This window comes from Bacillus sp. LBG-1-113, from assembly GCF_020708615.1.
Taxonomy (GTDB): Bacteria; Bacillota; Bacilli; order Bacillales; family Bacillaceae; genus Bacillus; species Bacillus mojavensis.
Genome location: NZ_JAJFDG010000006.1, coordinates 205915 through 221540, shown reverse-complemented (window position 1 = coordinate 221540; position 15626 = coordinate 205915). Strand labels below are relative to the sequence as shown.

Genomic DNA, 15626 nt, shown 5'->3' with positions numbered 1-15626 from the left:
GAGAAGAATTTCTTGTGTGGAACATGAGAAAGACACCGTCCTTTTGAAGTCTTTCTTTTATTTTATTACAGGAGAGTGGGTATTTTAAGAAAAAATAAAGGCTGTCGAGATTTTCTCGACAGCCTGAGATTAGTCAACAGACTAATCTTTTTTTTTTGTGCATTTATTTATTATAGACTTCTCTAAACGTGGAAATAAATAGATTTACAATAAAGAAACAAAAGTCAAAACATTCAAATAAACATTAACAATCCATTTACAACCAATTAACATCCGTCTGCTAAACTGACTGGCATAGGTCATCATAACATCCCAAACAAATCGTGAGGTGTGTGTCAGTGGGTGCAGAAAAAAGCATGAATGTGAGTCGCGAATTATCAGTGCAGCAAGCATCATTTGCATTATCTGAAAAAACGGCTCGTTATTTGGCAGTAAAGCGCGTGATGGATATTTGGTTTGCGCTGATTGGATTGGTGGTTGCGCTGCCAATAATTGTTGTATTTTCAATATTGATTTGTTTGGAGACACCGGGGCCTGCCATCTATACGCAGGAGCGTGTAGGAAAAGGCGGGAAACCTTTTAAGCTTTATAAGCTTCGTTCCATGAAAATAGATGCCGAGAAGTCTGGGGCGGTTTGGGCGCAGAAGCAGGATCCGCGGGTGACACGAATTGGAGCATTTATCAGAAGAACGCGAATTGACGAACTCCCTCAGCTGTTTAATGTGCTGAAAGGCGATATGAGTATGATTGGCCCTCGCCCGGAACGTCCAGTGTTTACGGAAAAGTTCCAGAATGAGATTCCGGGGTTTACACAGCGTCTGGCTGTCAAACCGGGATTGAGCGGCTGGGCGCAGGTGAACGGCGGTTATGACATGACGCCGAAGGAAAAGCTTATATTTGATTTATATTACATTCGCAATCTGACTTTCATGTTGGAATTAAAGATTATGTTAAAAACATGTAAAGTAGTCTTGACAGGTGATGGTGCAAGATAAACGTCTCATTTACCATCAAACTGAGCTTAAAAAGAAGTAGGGAATATGATGCCAAGTATTACAAAACAAATCATGAGCGGCGCAAAGTGGACAAGTGTTTCAACAATCTGTATTACAATCATTCAAATCGTTCAGTTTGCCTTGCTTGGAAATATGATGACCTTAACGGAATTTGGACTCGTCGGCATGATCACAACGGTTACAATATTTGCCCAGATCGTGCTTGATATGGGGTTTGGCGCTGCGTTAATTCAAAGAGATGACGCTACGGAGCGCCAGCTGTCAACATTGTATTGGCTGAACATTATGACCGGCATTTTGCTGTTTGTGCTTTTATATGTGAGCAGTCCCGTCATTGCGGGATTTTATCAAAGAGAAGAGCTTGTGTTTCTCATCAGGATTTTGGGGATTATGTTTTTGGTTGCTCCGATTGGACAGCAGTACCAGTATATGCTGCAGAAGGAGCTGCAATTTAATACGTTAAGCAAAATAGAGATTTTTTCAAATGCATTGTCCTTTGGATATTTAGCGATAGCGGTTTTTATGATGGATGCGATTTTGGCATACGTGATCTCTCAGGTGCTGCTGCAGTCCAGCAAAGGGATTTTATTCTGGGCTGTATACCAAAAAAAATGGCGCCCATCCTTTGTTTTTGATCTAAGGGGAATGAAAGAGTTCTTCTCCTTTGGAGCCTTTCAGCTTTCATCCCGTCTTGTGAACAGGCTGGGAGCGAACATCGATATGATCTTAATCGGCAGGTTTATCAGTGCTGAAGCGCTGGGCATTTATAATCTTGCCTATCAGATTGTCACCATTCCGGTTTTGAAGATTAATCCGATTGTGACACGGGTCGCGTTTCCTATTTTCGCCAAAAACAAATACGAAAACAGCGTGATCAGAGAAGGCTTTCTGAATATGACAAAAATGCTTGCGCTTGTATCGTTCCCGCTGTTAATCGGGCTCGTATCCGTGTCAGACGCCTTTATCGCAGCTGTTTTCGGAGAAAAATGGCTTGCTGCTGTCCCTGTTCTGAATGTTCTTGCCGTCGTCGGGATACTCAGGGTGCTGATGAATCCGAATGGTTCTGTGCTCCTTGCCAAAGGAAGAGCAGATTTGGCTTTTTATTGGGACTCCGGCGTTATGCTGCTGTATGGTTTGTCGCTGTTTGCAGCTGTTCAGACGGGTAATCTTCTGACTGTCGCTTGGGTATATGCCGTCATCAGCGTTTTCAATTTTCTAATCGGTCGCTGGCTGCTGGCATATGTCATTAATCTCAATCTTTCAGCTTATTTTAAAGCCGTTATGAAGCCGTTTCTGATCACAGCGGGTATGGCCGTTATCGCGTTCGGCGCGAGTTTAGGAACAGAACGCTTCAGCATGCAGGCGGAGATGAGGCTGGCAATTTCAGTGGCGGCTGGGGCGCTCTGCTATCTCTTTCTTTTAGGAAAAGCGTACCCTCAGATGAAAAGCAAACTACTAAGAAAAGGACGTTTGTCATGAAGATTTTGTGGATCACAAGCGTATATCCAAGCAGTCTGAAACCCGGTGAGGGTGTGTTTCATGAAACACAGGTGCAAGAGCTGCTGAAGCTCGGGCTGGATATCACCGTGATATGCCCAAGACCTTTTCACCCTGCGCCTCTCCGTATGCTGAAAAAGGCATATCGAAAAAAGGATGCCAGACCAGAATATGAGATACGGAAAGGAATACCGGTTTACCGGCCTTTCTATCCCGCTGTTCCCGGCCAGCTGAAATGGGCCCAGCCACACCGGCGCATCGGGGTAGCTGTGTTAAAAACCATTAAACAGCATGACTTGAATCCTGATTTGATCCACGCGCACTTTGCTATGCCGTCGGGCGGGGCTGCGGCAGTCGTGGCAAAGACAATCGGGATACCGTATATTTTGACTTTGCATGGCAGTGATGTGAATGTCTATCCGCACTACAGCAAAGGTGCGTTTAAAGCCTTCAAAACTGCGGTTGGTTCCGCATCCGCAGTTCTTGCAGTCAGCGAAAAGCTTCAGGAAGAAACCAAAAAACTTTCCGGTTTTGACAGTACGGTTTTACCGATCGGTATACAGCTCAGCCGTTTTCAGGAGAATGAGCAGACAAAAGAAGAAATCAGAAAAAACCTTGGACTCCCGCTTGACGAGCGCCTTGCTGTCTATGTGGGCAGGCTCGTTAAGGAAAAAGGCATTTTTGAATTGTCAGAAGCCATTGAGATGATGGAGGAAGCGCCTCGAGCCGTTTATGTCGGAGACGGCCCCGCAAAATCTTTGCTGAGGCAAAAGGGGCATATTGTGACAGGCCAAGTGCCGAATCACAGGGTGAGAGATTATTTGCTCGCCTCAGATATGTTCGTGCTCCCTTCTTATAGCGAAGGAATGCCGACAGTTGTAATCGAGGCACTGGCACTGCGGATTCCTGTCATCTGTACAGATGTCGGAGGAGTGGCATCATTATTCGGCAAACACCGCCATTTGCTGATTGAACCGAAATCAGCTCAAGCCTTAGCAAACACGATCTCTTTATACGCACAGGATCAAATATGGAAGCCGGAAGTGGCGGATGAATTATATCAAATCATTCACACTCAATATGACGCCGGAAAAAATGCTAGGGCGCTGCACGATCAGTATCAGATGGTTTTGAAAACACCTGTTTAATCGTAAGTAACTGCGACCAATATAAATAGGAACATGAATTTACAGGAGAGGGATGAGGGCTGTGAAAAAAATTGCTGTCATTGGAACAGGATATGTAGGACTCGTATCTGGCACCTGCTTTGCGGAAATCGGAAATAAAGTGATTTGCTGTGATATCAACGAATCAAAAATCAGAAGTCTGAAAAACGGAGTAATCCCAATCTATGAACCAGGGCTTGCAGATCTAGTTGATAAAAATGTGTTAGAACAGCGTCTGTCTTTTACTAACGATATTCCGTCTGCCATTCGGACTTCAGACATTATTTATATTGCAGTCGGAACCCCGATGTCTAAAACAGGCGAAGCTGATTTAACATACGTCAAAGCGGCTGCGAAAACGATCGGTGAACATCTCAACGGCTACAAAATCATTGTCAATAAAAGCACAGTCCCAGTCGGTACCGGAAAACTGGTTCAATCTATCGTACAAAAAGCTTCGAAGGGAAGATGCTCCTTTGATGTTGTATCCAACCCTGAATTTCTTCGGGAGGGCTCAGCGATTCATGACACGATGAATATGGAGCGTGCCGTCATCGGGTCAACCAGTCATAAAGCCGCTTCCATCATAGAGGAACTGCATCAGCCTTTTCATGCCCCTGTTATTAAAACGAATTTAGAAAGTGCAGAGATGATTAAATATGCTGCAAATGCATTTTTGGCAACAAAGATTTCGTTTATCAACGATATCGCGAACATTTGCGAGCGAGTCGGCGCGGACGTTTCAAAAGTTGCTGACGGCGTCGGGCTCGACAGACGGATAGGCAGAAAGTTCTTGAAAGCGGGTATTGGGTTTGGCGGCTCCTGCTTTCCTAAGGATACAACCGCACTGCTTCAAATTGCCAAAACGGCCGGATATCCATTCAAGCTCATAGAAGCCGTCATTGAGACGAATGAAAAGCAGCGTGTTCACATTGTAGATAAGCTCTTAACTGTGATGGGAAGCATAAAAGGGAGAACCATTTCCGTGCTCGGATTGGCCTTCAAACCGAATACAAACGATGTGAGGTCCGCTCCAGCTCTCGATATCATTCCAATGCTGCAGCAGCTGGGCGCACAGGTGAAAGCATATGATCCGATTGCCATTCCGGAGGCATCAGCAGTCCTTGGCGATCAGACCGAGTATTACACAGATGTGTATGCTGCGATGGAGGGAACCGACGCGTGCCTTATTTTGACCGATTGGCCGGAAGTAAAAGAAATGGAGCTTGTAAAAGCGAAAATGCTTTTAAAACAGCCAATCATCATCGATGGCAGAAATATATTTTCACTCGAAGAAATGCAGGCTGCGGGATACATTTATCACTCCATCGGCCGGCCTGCGGTTCGGGGAACAGAACCTTCCGACCGTTACTTTCCGGCTTTGCCAATGGAAGAATTGGCTAAGGATTTGGGAAGCGTCAATTTATAAAAAGAAAAAGGGTTACTTGTTTGAAGTGCCGGCTGCTTAGGCTCGGCCGCCGGCTCCTGAAACATCAGGAAAGGGGTTAAGCATGTGAGTATCAAACGTTCAGCGGTTCATACGCTTGCGTTACTGGCCGCTGTCATATTGGGGATCGTCCTATTGCTGGGAGCCATCCGCACAGATACAGGTCTTATGCAGATGGCTGCCGTTCTCGCTGTATTGGCAATCGGCCTGTTTGCACTGACGCTTGCAGCATCATTTACAACACAAGAACAGCTTTTTATGGCCGTCATCTATATTTTGATTGCCTGCACTTTTTTAAATAATGCTTTTTTCGCGATTCATCTTGGATTCTTTAGTTTGTTTCTTTATCGGCTCTTACTCATTACAGCAGGCTGCCTCCATCTTGTCGGGGTACTGCGGAGCCGAACACATATTGAAAGGTGGAATGGGCTGCAAGTAAAAGGGATTTTGCTCTTTTTCACCTTTTGGTTTTTATATGGCCTTGTTTCCTTGCTATGGGCCAAATCAGTTACAGACGGTCTGAAATATTTAGCACTGCTGGCGATGGGGATATTTTTTATTTATCTCATTGTGATGTATGTGCAAAAAATGGAACGCCTGATGATTATTTATTCCATCTGGCTGGTGATGACGGTATTTCTGATGATCATCGGTTTTTACAATCATATCACGCATCATCATCTCCCGAGTTCGACTTTGTACAGCGGACCGGAATATAAGCAGCATTATCCGACCTCAGTCTTTTTTAATCAAAATGATTTTGCGACATTTTTGTCTATCAGTTTCTTTTTTTACATTGCCATGGTGAAAAACATAACGAATGGATACTTAAAGGGAATTGGCCTTTTGCTCTCGTTCGGTGCATTGTATTTAATTTTTGCGACGGGTTCTAGAGCCAGTCTGCTGGGCGTTTTTGCGGGAATAGCCGTCTACATTTTTATTGTCTTGCCGCCTGTTCTGAAAAAAATCGCCCTTTGGCTGTCGGCAGCTGGAATTGCGGTCTTTGCAGTTCTTTTTGCCAGCCGGATATTCGCAGTGTTTTGGAAGCTGTTTCTGGCTCCTCAGACGTCTCATTCATTCCAAGAAACACTTCCGTCCAACGTGGCCAGGGCCAATCTATTAAAAAACGCATGGCACTTCTTCCTTGACTCATACGGATTCGGAGTGGGCGCAGGAAATGTGTCTTATTATCTAGAGCATCATGCTTTATATGATACTGACAATGTGACAGAGGTGCACAATTGGCTGGTAGAGATTCTGGCAAACTTCGGCTTGCTTATCATGCTCGGCTATCTGGCCATTTATTTATACCTCATGTGGGTGCTTTACAAGTTTTATGAAAGAAAAATGGAAAATCAGTCAAAACTGATCACAGAAGGGCTCATCACGGCTATGGTCAGTTTCCTGGTATCCAGCATCAGCCCAAGCTCTGTCTCAAATTTATTTTTCCATTGGGTATTTCTGGCGCTCGTCATCGCCGCTGTGAATGTCTTAAGGCAATCCAGACAACAGCTTGAGCCCATATACCGGTAAACAGACTACAAAAAAGCAGGGAGACTTATATGAAGGATATAGTGATAAGATTAGCCCGGCGCATAAAGAAAAATATCATCTGGATTATATTAGTGCCGCTTATTTTAGGTGCGGCGGGGTATATACTGCCGTCTCAAATTGCGGATAAAAAGAGTTACACAGCTGAGGTTACTTTAGCTGTGGGGAGCTATGATCATCCGATTTATAACAGTACAGAAGAGATTCCGCTCCTGCTGAGGAGTGATGCTTTTTTAAAGGAGGCGCTTCCTGACGAAAAAGATGAAGATCTTGCAGAGATCAAAGAGAAGCTTACCGTAAAATCGGAATCTAAGTCTTTACTGTCTTTGAGCTATGCCGATCAGGATCAGGAAAGAACCGAATCAGTTTTGAACGCTATTTCCTCCACCTTTCTCAAAAACGACCAAAGGCTGTTTGAAGAAAGAGAAGCCGTCATTCACCGCAGCATTGACGCGCTGGAAGGTGAAACGGTGAGTGAGGATTCCAAAGTGGATAAAGAAAGATTTTTATATGAGCTGAAAAACACACAGCTTAATCTGAAAGCGGCAAGTGCCGTTGATTCTGAAACCGTAAGTGAGGCATCAGGCGGAGGAATGTCCCCGAAAAAGAAAGCGGTTCTGGGTGTTCTGATCGGCATAACGATTGCCTTTATGTTCGTTGTCATTCCTGAATTTTTCAGAGAGTCCTTTTAAAATCATACGATGGAGATGTGATCATGACCAACTGGAAACCTCTCGTATCTGTCATTACACCTTCTTATAATGCGCGTGACTATATTGAAGACACGATTCAATCAGTGTTAGATCAGAGCCACCCTCATTGGGAAATGATTATCGTGGATGATTGCTCAACGGACGGCACACGCGACATTTTAATGCAGTATGAGAAGATAGATGAAAGAATTCATGTGATATATCTGGAAGAAAACAGCGGAGCCGCGATAGCAAGAAATAAAGCGCTGGAACATGCCCAAGGGCGCTACGTGGCATTTTTGGACAGTGATGACAAATGGAAAAAAGACAAACTGAAAAAGCAGCTTGATTTTATGATGGAGCGGTCCTGTGCGTTTACCTTCACAGGCTACAGCTTAATGTCACAGGACGGGATGCCGATGGATAAATTCATTCATGCACCCGAAAGCCTGACATATGATGACGCTCTTAAAAATACCATTATCGGCTGTCTAACGGTGATGATTGACAGGGAACAGACGGGACAGATCCAAATGCCGAATATTAGAACGAGGCAAGACTTGGCAACATGGCTGGCTCTTTTAAAAAAGGGTTTTACAGCTTACGGAATGAATGAGTGTTTAGCTGAATACCGGCTTGTCAATAATTCGATATCAAGCAACAAATGGAAGGCTGCCAAAAAAACATGGTTTGTCTACAGGGAGATCGAACGGCTCCATTTAATGAAAGCGACATGGTGTTTTGTTCAATATGCAAAAAATGCGGTGAAAAAAAGGCTGTAACCGCAAACAGAGAGAAAAGGTGATGAAGGTGGAAACAAAAGCAATGATTCACGTCATCGTGGCTACTGCTGAATGGGGAAAAGATCAATTGAGGTACAGACGGCACCGATTGGCTGAATTTTTAGCTGCTCAGGAAGAAACAAAGGAAGTCATCTGGGTCTGCCCGGCTCCGCGCACCCAAAGGATCGAATTTCAGCAAGTGCAATCCGGCATCCGTCAATACGCCGTAAAGGACTTGCTGCAAAAGAAAATGTTCCGCTTCGGACGATATACCGATGTGTTTTATAAGCATAAGCTCTCACCTTTATTAGAAGAGCTGAAATCCGCTTCAGCCAGAGGTGAACGCTGCTGCTTATGGTACACGTTTCCCGGATTTCCGCTGCTGTCTTCACTATATCCTTGGGATCAGGTGATTTATGATTGCAGTGACTTGTGGGCGGCGCCGATCAGCGGACGTTCAAATATGCTGTCCGAGTTCAGGCGGAAAGTCATCAAAACAGCGGAGCTGCGAATTATTGAGCGTGCTGATTCCATTACTTGTTCATCTGAATTTCTGCGCCATGAAGTTGATAAAAAACTGACAGCGGGACGAGAAAAGGTTCATACCGTTGAAAACGGTGTTGAATATGACCTGTTTTCAGAACATAAAGCGGCACCTGACCGAAGCATCTTGCAGGGAAGAGAAGGGGCCGTACTGGGATTTATCGGCGGAATTAAACCAAAGCTGGATTTTAAATTGATTGAAGAAGCGGCTCTGAGAAAACCTGACTGGACCTTTTTATGGGTCGGCCCGGACGCCACCAATGGTGATACAGCGTTTCAAGAGCTTCTGAAGCTTTCCAATGTGATATGGACAGGGCCGGCAGACCCGAAAGAAGTTCCGCATTTTATGGAATTGATTGATATCGGGATTATGCCGTATAAAAAGTCATCCTATAACCAGGCGGTTTTCCCTCTTAAGTTATTTGAATTTTTGGCAGCGGGAAAGCCGGTCGTCGGCTCTAACCTTCCGTCAACTTCTAAAATGCAAAAGCCGTATATTTACGAATATATGGAAGGCAATGACCATAATGATTTTATAGCTGCGTGCGAGAAAGTGCTTGAAAAAAGCGGAGATGAGGCATACAAAGAGATGCGGCGAAACATTGCCCGCACCCAAGATTGGAATGTTTTATTTAAACAAATCATGAAATATACAGGGATTCAAAAACATGCGTAGTCCTTTAATTGGGATGCGCGTTTTTTGATTATACGTGTTTCTTTTTGATGAAGCTTGTTATAATAACTAAGGAGAAGGTATAATGGAAGGAACGGTTCTCTAAAATAAAGACTTCATATAATTCCAAAGGAGACTTCTTTATGCTTGACGAACGCATGATTCGCATTGTTGTTGCGTTTATTGTCTCGCTGCTAACGGTTTTAATCATAACCCCAATCGTAAAAAGGATTGCGATTAAAATAGGTGCAGTTGATCAGCCCGGCAATCGAAAAGTACATGATAAAATCATGCCCCGAATGGGCGGGCTGGCCATATTTATCGGGGTGGTTACAGGCGTGCTTGTATCCGGTATATACACAGAAACAAGAATGACGGCTATCACAGTTGGGGCATTTATCATTATTGTGTTGGGAATCTTAGACGATAAATATCAATTAAGCGCAAAAGTTAAATTTATTATTCAATTAGCCGTGGCTATTATGATTGTTAGCACGGGTTTAAAAATGGACTTTTTCTCAGTACCTTTTTTAGCTGAACGGTTTGAATTGGGCTGGATGGCATATCCGCTGACTGTATTATGGATTGTCGGCATCACAAACGCGATGAACCTGATTGACGGATTAGACGGCCTTGCAGCAGGTCTTTCTGTTATTGGCCTGTCCACGATCGCAGTTATGGCGCTATCCGGCGGCAAAGTACTCATTCTGTCACTTTCATTGGTGGTTATCGCAAGTACGCTCGGATTTTTGTTCTACAATTTTCATCCGGCAAAAATCTTTATGGGGGATACGGGATCATTGTTTCTAGGGTATGTGATTTCTATTCTCTCATTGTTAGGGCTGTATAAAAGCGTAACATTGTTCAGTATTGTCATTCCAATTATTATATTAGGCGTGCCGATTTTTGACACAACATTTGCAATCATAAGACGGATACTAAACAAACAGCCGATTTCGGCGCCCGATAAATCACATATCCACCACAGGCTGATGGCCTTTGGCCTTTCACATCGGATGTCGGTCATTGTCATTTACCTGATTGGATTTATTTTCAGCATCAGTGCAATTGTGCTGAAAAGCGCTACAATTTGGCTTTCCCTGTTTATTATCTTTATCTTAATTATATTTATGCAAATAATAGCAGAAGTTACGGGACTCGTGAATGAACGTTTTAAGCCATTTACAAAATTCTATAAACGTCTTGTGAAAAGAAATTAAAAACTCCGGTTCGATGAGCCGGAGTTTTTTCTGCGCAAAAAAGCCCGATCCGTTAAAGGACGGGCTTTTTTAAATTTAATATGATGAATCAGTTGTTGAATTTGTTGTGCCATTTGAGCTTGTGCTGCTGTCATTTGTGTAGCCGCTTCCGCTCGTATTGCCGTCTGTTGCCGTGCTAGAACTGTCAGAGCTGTCAGATGTTGAGCTATCGGTACTGGAGCTGCCAATGCTTGAACTGCTCGTATCAGGATCATAATCTAAATGCTCTTGAAGGGTTTTTCTGACGTTTTCCAGATTCACAGCATCCGGTTCAAAATAATATGTTTTGTTAGGTCCTAAATACAAGTCAGAACCAGTAATTGACAGTGTATCGATTTTCTTGCTGGTAAAGCCGCTGTAAATCTGCTGTAGGGCTAGACCTTCAGTAATGCGAATATTGGTTTCAACGTTTTCACTGGCTGTCTCTGCGATTTTATCAATTTTTGCAATATTGCTTGCGCTGGACATCCGATCGATTAACGCGTTTAAAATTTGTTTCTGTCTGTCGTTACGGCCGAAGTCGCCGCGTTTATCCTGTTTTCTCATGCGGGCATACGCCAAGGCTTCTTCACCATTTAAATGCATCTCGCCTTTTTTGAAATAAATCCGTTTGCTTTCGTCCACATCACTTTTCTCATCAAAGTCGAAAGGTACATCTACATCAATACCGCCAACCTCATTAATAACATCTTTAAATCCGTCAAAATCGACTGTTACATATTTATCGATTGGTATTTGCAAGAATTGTTCAACAGTTTCAACAGTCTCATCTTTTCCGCCTTTGCTGTAAGCGGAATTGATCTTTGTTTTGGTGCCGGTTGTGTCATTAGCTAATTGCACTCGTGTATCGCGCGGAATGCTCAGCATTTTCATGGTTTTATTTTTCGGGTCAAGGGTAACTACAATAAGAGAGTCCGATCTCCCTTTTTGCCCTTTTGTCGCGTAATCTTCAATTCCCATAAATAAAATAGAAAATGGTTTTTTCTTCATATCTACAACTTCATTGCGTAGATTTGATTTATCTCCGCGGGAAAGCGCATCGTATGAATCATCCGCAGCGTTAATGGTTTTATATAGTTTATATCCTCCGAGCCCTACAACTACCAATAATGCAAGGACGAACAACAACATAATCCTTTTTAAAATTTTTCTGCGTTTGCTCTTTTTCTTTTTGCGCACACGCACTCTAACGCGTTCAGTCATTATTCAGTCTCCTTTATGTGATTGACGGCTTTTTCAAGGTACGTCAACTCTCCCTCTGTAATATCACTTTTTCCATTTGTTAACTCTGTCATCCACTCAGAAAACGATTGTGTTTCTTTTTCTTCTACATATGCTTCGAATTCTACGTTTTCTGCATAATGGATTTCTTTTAATAGAAAAGGCGATTCCCTTAATTCATTTTCAATCTTGCCAAGCCAAGTATAATCTGCGGAAGTATGCATAACCCTCATAAGCTTCCGTTCTACGACACCTATATGGTTTAATCCTTCAGACACTGACTTCCCATAAGCACGGATTAATCCGCCTGCTCCCAGCTTTATGCCGCCGAAGTAACGCGTGACGACTGCACAAGTATCCTTAAGTCTGCGTTTTTTTAACACCTCGAGCATAGGGACTCCTGCTGTGCCACTCGGTTCTCCGTCATCATTGGCTTTTTGGATATGATCGTTTTCGCCAATAACGTAAGCTGAGCAATTATGAGTTGCATTCCAGTGCTGTTTCTTTATTTTCTGTATAAATTCCTGTGCTTCTTGTTCGGAAGAAACACGGCTTAAATGACAGATAAAACGCGATTTTTCTATAACAATCTCGTGTTCTCCTGCTTCTTTCACAGTGAAATAGCTGTGCAGCATGCTAGCTGACCCCCCGCTAAGCATAAAAGACTGCCTATACAAATTCGTACAGTCTTTAGAATTTTTGTGCGTATTTTGTTATCATAAAGAGTAAGAAGGTACATAAAATTGTTTTTTTCTAGAATATACGCATTCTTTCATTATAATTCGACACAATTTGCAGATCAATTACATTTATAATAAAAATATATGACAACACCGTGACGGAGGGAAATTATGAATAAAATAAAGATGGATTCCAAAGTTCTGGATTCTATTTTGATGAAGATGCTGAAAACCGTTGACGGGAGCAAGGATGAGGTTTTTCAAATCGGGGAGCAGTCGCGCCAGCAATATGAACAGCTGGTCGAAGAACTGAAACAAATTAAACAGCAGGTTTATGAAGTCATCGAGCTTGGTGATAAACTTGAAGTGCAAACCCGCCATGCACGAAACCGTTTATCCGAGGTCAGCCGCAATTTTCATAGATTCAGTGAAGAAGAAATCCGCAATGCTTATGAAAAAGCCCATAAGCTGCAAGTAGAACTGACGATGATCCAGCAGCGTGAAAAGCAATTGCGCGAACGCCGGGATGATTTGGAACGCAGACTGTTAGGCCTTCAGGAAATCATTGAACGCTCAGAATCACTAGTGAGCCAGATTACGGTCGTGCTGAACTATCTGAATCAGGATCTTCGTGAGGTTGGGCTGCTTCTTGCCGATGCGCAGGCAAAACAGGATTTTGGCCTGAGAATTATTGAAGCGCAGGAAGAAGAGAGAAAAAGAGTCTCGAGAGAAATTCATGACGGTCCTGCACAAATGCTGGCAAATGTTATGATGAGATCGGAATTAATTGAACGGATATTCCGAGACCGAGGCGCTGAGGACGGATTCCAGGAAATCAAAAATCTCCGCCAAAATGTGCGGAATGCCCTTTACGAAGTGAGACGGATTATATATGATTTAAGACCGATGGCCCTTGATGACCTAGGCCTGATTCCAACTTTGCGGAAATATCTATATACAACCGAAGAATATAACGGTAAGGTGAAAATACACTTTCAGTGCATCGGCGATACGGAGGAAAAACGACTCGCGCCTCAGTTTGAAGTTGCGCTCTTCAGACTCGCACAGGAAGCTGTGTCCAATGCGTTAAAGCATTCTGGATCTGAAGAAATTACAGTCAAAGTTGAGATTACAAAGGATTTTGTGATTTTAATGATAAAAGATAACGGCAAAGGATTTGACCTGAAGGAAGCGAAAGAGAAGAAAAACAAATCATTCGGCTTGCTTGGGATGAAAGAAAGAGTAGATTTATTGGAAGGAACCATAACGATAGATTCAAAAATAGGTCTTGGGACATTTATCATGATTAAGGTTCCGTTATCTCTTTGACTATGATTTGTAAAATAGAGCCAAAAGGCATATTGACCGAATACCAGAGTATATAGAACAATAATACAAGGAGGCGTGGCTTGTGACTAAAGTAAACATTGTTATTATCGACGACCATCAGTTATTTCGTGAAGGTGTGAAGCGGATATTGGATTTCGAACCTACCTTTGAAGTGGTAGCGGAAGGAGACGACGGAGATGAAGCGGCTCGTATCGTTGAGCACTATCATCCTGATGTCGTGATCATGGATATCAATATGCCGAACGTAAATGGCGTGGAAGCTACAAAGCAGCTTGTAGAGCTGTATCCTGAATCTAAAGTAATTATTCTATCGATTCACGATGACGAGAATTATGTAACACATGCCCTGAAAACAGGTGCAAGAGGTTATCTGCTGAAAGAGATGGATGCTGATACACTGATTGAAGCGGTTAAAGTAGTTGCCGAGGGCGGTTCTTACCTTCACCCGAAGGTTACTCACAACCTCGTAAACGAATTCCGCCGTCTTGCAACAAGCGGAGTTTCTGCTCATCCTCAGCATGAGGTCTATCCAGAGATTCGCAGACCATTACATATTTTAACAAGACGGGAATGTGAAGTGCTGCAAATGCTTGCAGACGGAAAAAGCAACCGCGGAATCGGTGAATCATTGTTTATCAGTGAAAAAACTGTTAAAAACCATGTCAGCAATATCTTACAAAAAATGAATGTAAACGACCGGACGCAGGCCGTGGTGGTCGCCATTAAAAATGGTTGGGTAGAAATGAGATAGCATGAAACTGGACTTGCCTTTTTGAGGCAGGTCTTTTTTTAGGCTTCTGTTTCCCTTACAATAGAGTCATAAAGTGATAAGGCAGGTAAACGAAGCTATGAATATTGCAGTAGTAACAGACAGTACGGCATATATTCCAAAAGAAATGCGTGAACAAAATCATATACACATGATTCCTCTCCAGGTTGTTTTTGGAGATGAAACGTATCATGAAGAAACAGAAATGGACTGGGAAAGCTTTTATCAAGAAGTGAAAAAACATACAGAGCTTCCGTCCACTTCTCAGCCTGCGATCGGCGAGATGGTTGCTTTGTATGAAGAGCTCGGCAAGTCATATGATGCGGTGATCAGTATTCATCTTTCTAGCGGAATTAGCGGAACGTTCAGCAGTGCAGCTGCAGCGAATACAATGGTCGATAATATTGAAGTATACCCGTTTGACTCAGAGATCAGCTGTCTGGCTCAAGGTTTTTATGCTCTGAAAGCAGCCGACTTGATTAGAAATGGAGCTTCATCTCCGGAAGATATTATAAAAGAACTGGAAGAAATGAAAAAAACCGTTCGTGCATATTTTATGGTGGATGATTTAACTCATCTTCAGCGAGGCGGACGATTAAGCAGTGCTCAAGCCTTTATTGGGAGTCTTCTAAAGGTAAAGCCTATTCTGCATTTTGACAATAAGGTAATTGTGCCTTTTGAGAAGATCCGTACACGCAAAAAAGCAATTTCACGGATTTACGAGCTTTTAAATGAAGACGCGAGTAAGGGTATGCCGATGCAAGCTGCCGTTATTCATGCTAATCGAGAAGAAGAAGCATCGAAAATTATTGAAGAGCTCTCTGCAAAATATCCGCATGTTGAATTTCACAAAAGCTACTTTGGTGCTGTTATAGGCACTCATCTCGGTGAAGGTGCAATAGGAATCTGCTGGTGTTTTAAATAAATGATGAAATCTCCGTTTTAGTAGCGGGGATTTTTTTAAATTCTTTTTTTAGCTG

Annotated in this window: 14 protein-coding genes; 12 read left to right on the top strand and 2 right to left on the bottom strand. The window is 43.0% G+C overall.

Features of this window, described 5'->3' with window-relative positions; all coding sequences use genetic code 11:
• Positions 1–338 precede the first annotated feature (338 nt).
• From LJF29_RS15685 to LJF29_RS15645, 9 genes are all read left to right on the top strand, one after another.
• Positions 339–995, top strand: a complete 657-nt coding sequence (locus LJF29_RS15685) for a sugar transferase (protein WP_229149485.1) — start codon at positions 339–341, stop codon at positions 993–995.
• A 48-nt stretch (positions 996–1043) separates the two neighbouring features.
• Positions 1044–2495, top strand: coding sequence for a teichuronic acid biosynthesis protein TuaB (gene tuaB / locus LJF29_RS15680; RefSeq protein WP_229149503.1), 1452 nt, complete (start codon positions 1044–1046; stop codon positions 2493–2495).
• The gene (tuaC, locus tag LJF29_RS15675; RefSeq protein WP_229149482.1) at positions 2492–3661 is read left to right on the top strand and encodes a teichuronic acid biosynthesis protein TuaC; all 1170 of its coding nucleotides are present in this window, start codon (positions 2492–2494) and stop codon (positions 3659–3661) included. Before tuaB ends, tuaC begins: the two co-directional genes overlap by 4 nt.
• A 61-nt stretch (positions 3662–3722) precedes the next feature.
• Entirely contained in the window at positions 3723–5108 is a 1386-nt protein-coding gene (gene tuaD, locus LJF29_RS15670; RefSeq protein WP_229149480.1) for a UDP-glucose 6-dehydrogenase TuaD, read from the top strand.
• 84 nt (positions 5109–5192) lie between these two features.
• Positions 5193–6659 (top strand): teichuronic acid biosynthesis protein TuaE, encoded by a 1467-nt coding sequence (tuaE, locus tag LJF29_RS15665; RefSeq protein ID WP_229149478.1) that lies wholly within the window; start codon positions 5193–5195, stop codon positions 6657–6659.
• A gap of 29 nt (positions 6660–6688) precedes the next feature.
• Complete coding sequence (tuaF, locus tag LJF29_RS15660) at positions 6689–7369, top strand: teichuronic acid biosynthesis protein TuaF (RefSeq protein ID WP_229149476.1); 681 nt, start codon at positions 6689–6691, stop codon at positions 7367–7369.
• 23 nt (positions 7370–7392) lie between these two features.
• Positions 7393–8151 carry a teichuronic acid biosynthesis protein TuaG gene (gene tuaG / locus LJF29_RS15655; RefSeq protein ID WP_229149474.1) on the top strand — a complete coding sequence of 253 codons (759 nt, stop codon included), beginning with the start codon at positions 7393–7395 and terminating at the stop codon, positions 8149–8151.
• A gap of 28 nt (positions 8152–8179) precedes the next feature.
• Positions 8180–9370 carry a teichuronic acid biosynthesis protein TuaH gene (gene tuaH / locus LJF29_RS15650; RefSeq protein WP_229149501.1) on the top strand — a complete coding sequence of 397 codons (1191 nt, stop codon included), beginning with the start codon at positions 8180–8182 and terminating at the stop codon, positions 9368–9370.
• 140 nt (positions 9371–9510) lie between these two features.
• Positions 9511–10587, top strand: coding sequence for a glycosyltransferase family 4 protein (locus LJF29_RS15645; protein WP_010332075.1), 1077 nt, complete (start codon positions 9511–9513; stop codon positions 10585–10587).
• Positions 10588–10662: 75 nt separating this feature from the next.
• Here LJF29_RS15645 and LJF29_RS15640 read toward each other — a convergent pair whose 3' ends face one another.
• Together LJF29_RS15640 and LJF29_RS15635 are read right to left on the bottom strand one after the other, a co-directional pair.
• A complete protein-coding gene (locus LJF29_RS15640; RefSeq protein WP_229149473.1) occupies positions 10663–11829 on the bottom strand; it encodes an LCP family protein in 1167 nt (388 codons plus the stop codon).
• Positions 11829–12482 (bottom strand): YigZ family protein, encoded by a 654-nt coding sequence (locus tag LJF29_RS15635; protein WP_010332073.1) that lies wholly within the window; start codon positions 12480–12482, stop codon positions 11829–11831. Before LJF29_RS15635 ends, LJF29_RS15640 begins: the two co-directional genes overlap by 1 nt.
• Positions 12483–12698: 216 nt before the next feature.
• Here LJF29_RS15635 and degS point away from each other — a divergent pair, with 216 nt between their 5' ends.
• The 3 genes from degS (at position 12699) to LJF29_RS15620 (ending at position 15571) form a co-directional block, all read left to right on the top strand.
• Positions 12699–13856 carry a two-component sensor histidine kinase DegS gene (gene degS / locus LJF29_RS15630; protein WP_010332072.1) on the top strand — a complete coding sequence of 386 codons (1158 nt, stop codon included), beginning with the start codon at positions 12699–12701 and terminating at the stop codon, positions 13854–13856.
• An 82-nt stretch (positions 13857–13938) separates the two neighbouring features.
• Positions 13939–14628 carry a two-component system response regulator DegU gene (degU, locus tag LJF29_RS15625; protein ID WP_003219701.1) on the top strand — a complete coding sequence of 230 codons (690 nt, stop codon included), beginning with the start codon at positions 13939–13941 and terminating at the stop codon, positions 14626–14628.
• A 97-nt stretch (positions 14629–14725) separates the two neighbouring features.
• Positions 14726–15571, top strand: coding sequence for a DegV family protein (locus tag LJF29_RS15620; protein WP_229149472.1), 846 nt, complete (start codon positions 14726–14728; stop codon positions 15569–15571).
• Positions 15572–15626: the final 55 nt, after the last annotated feature.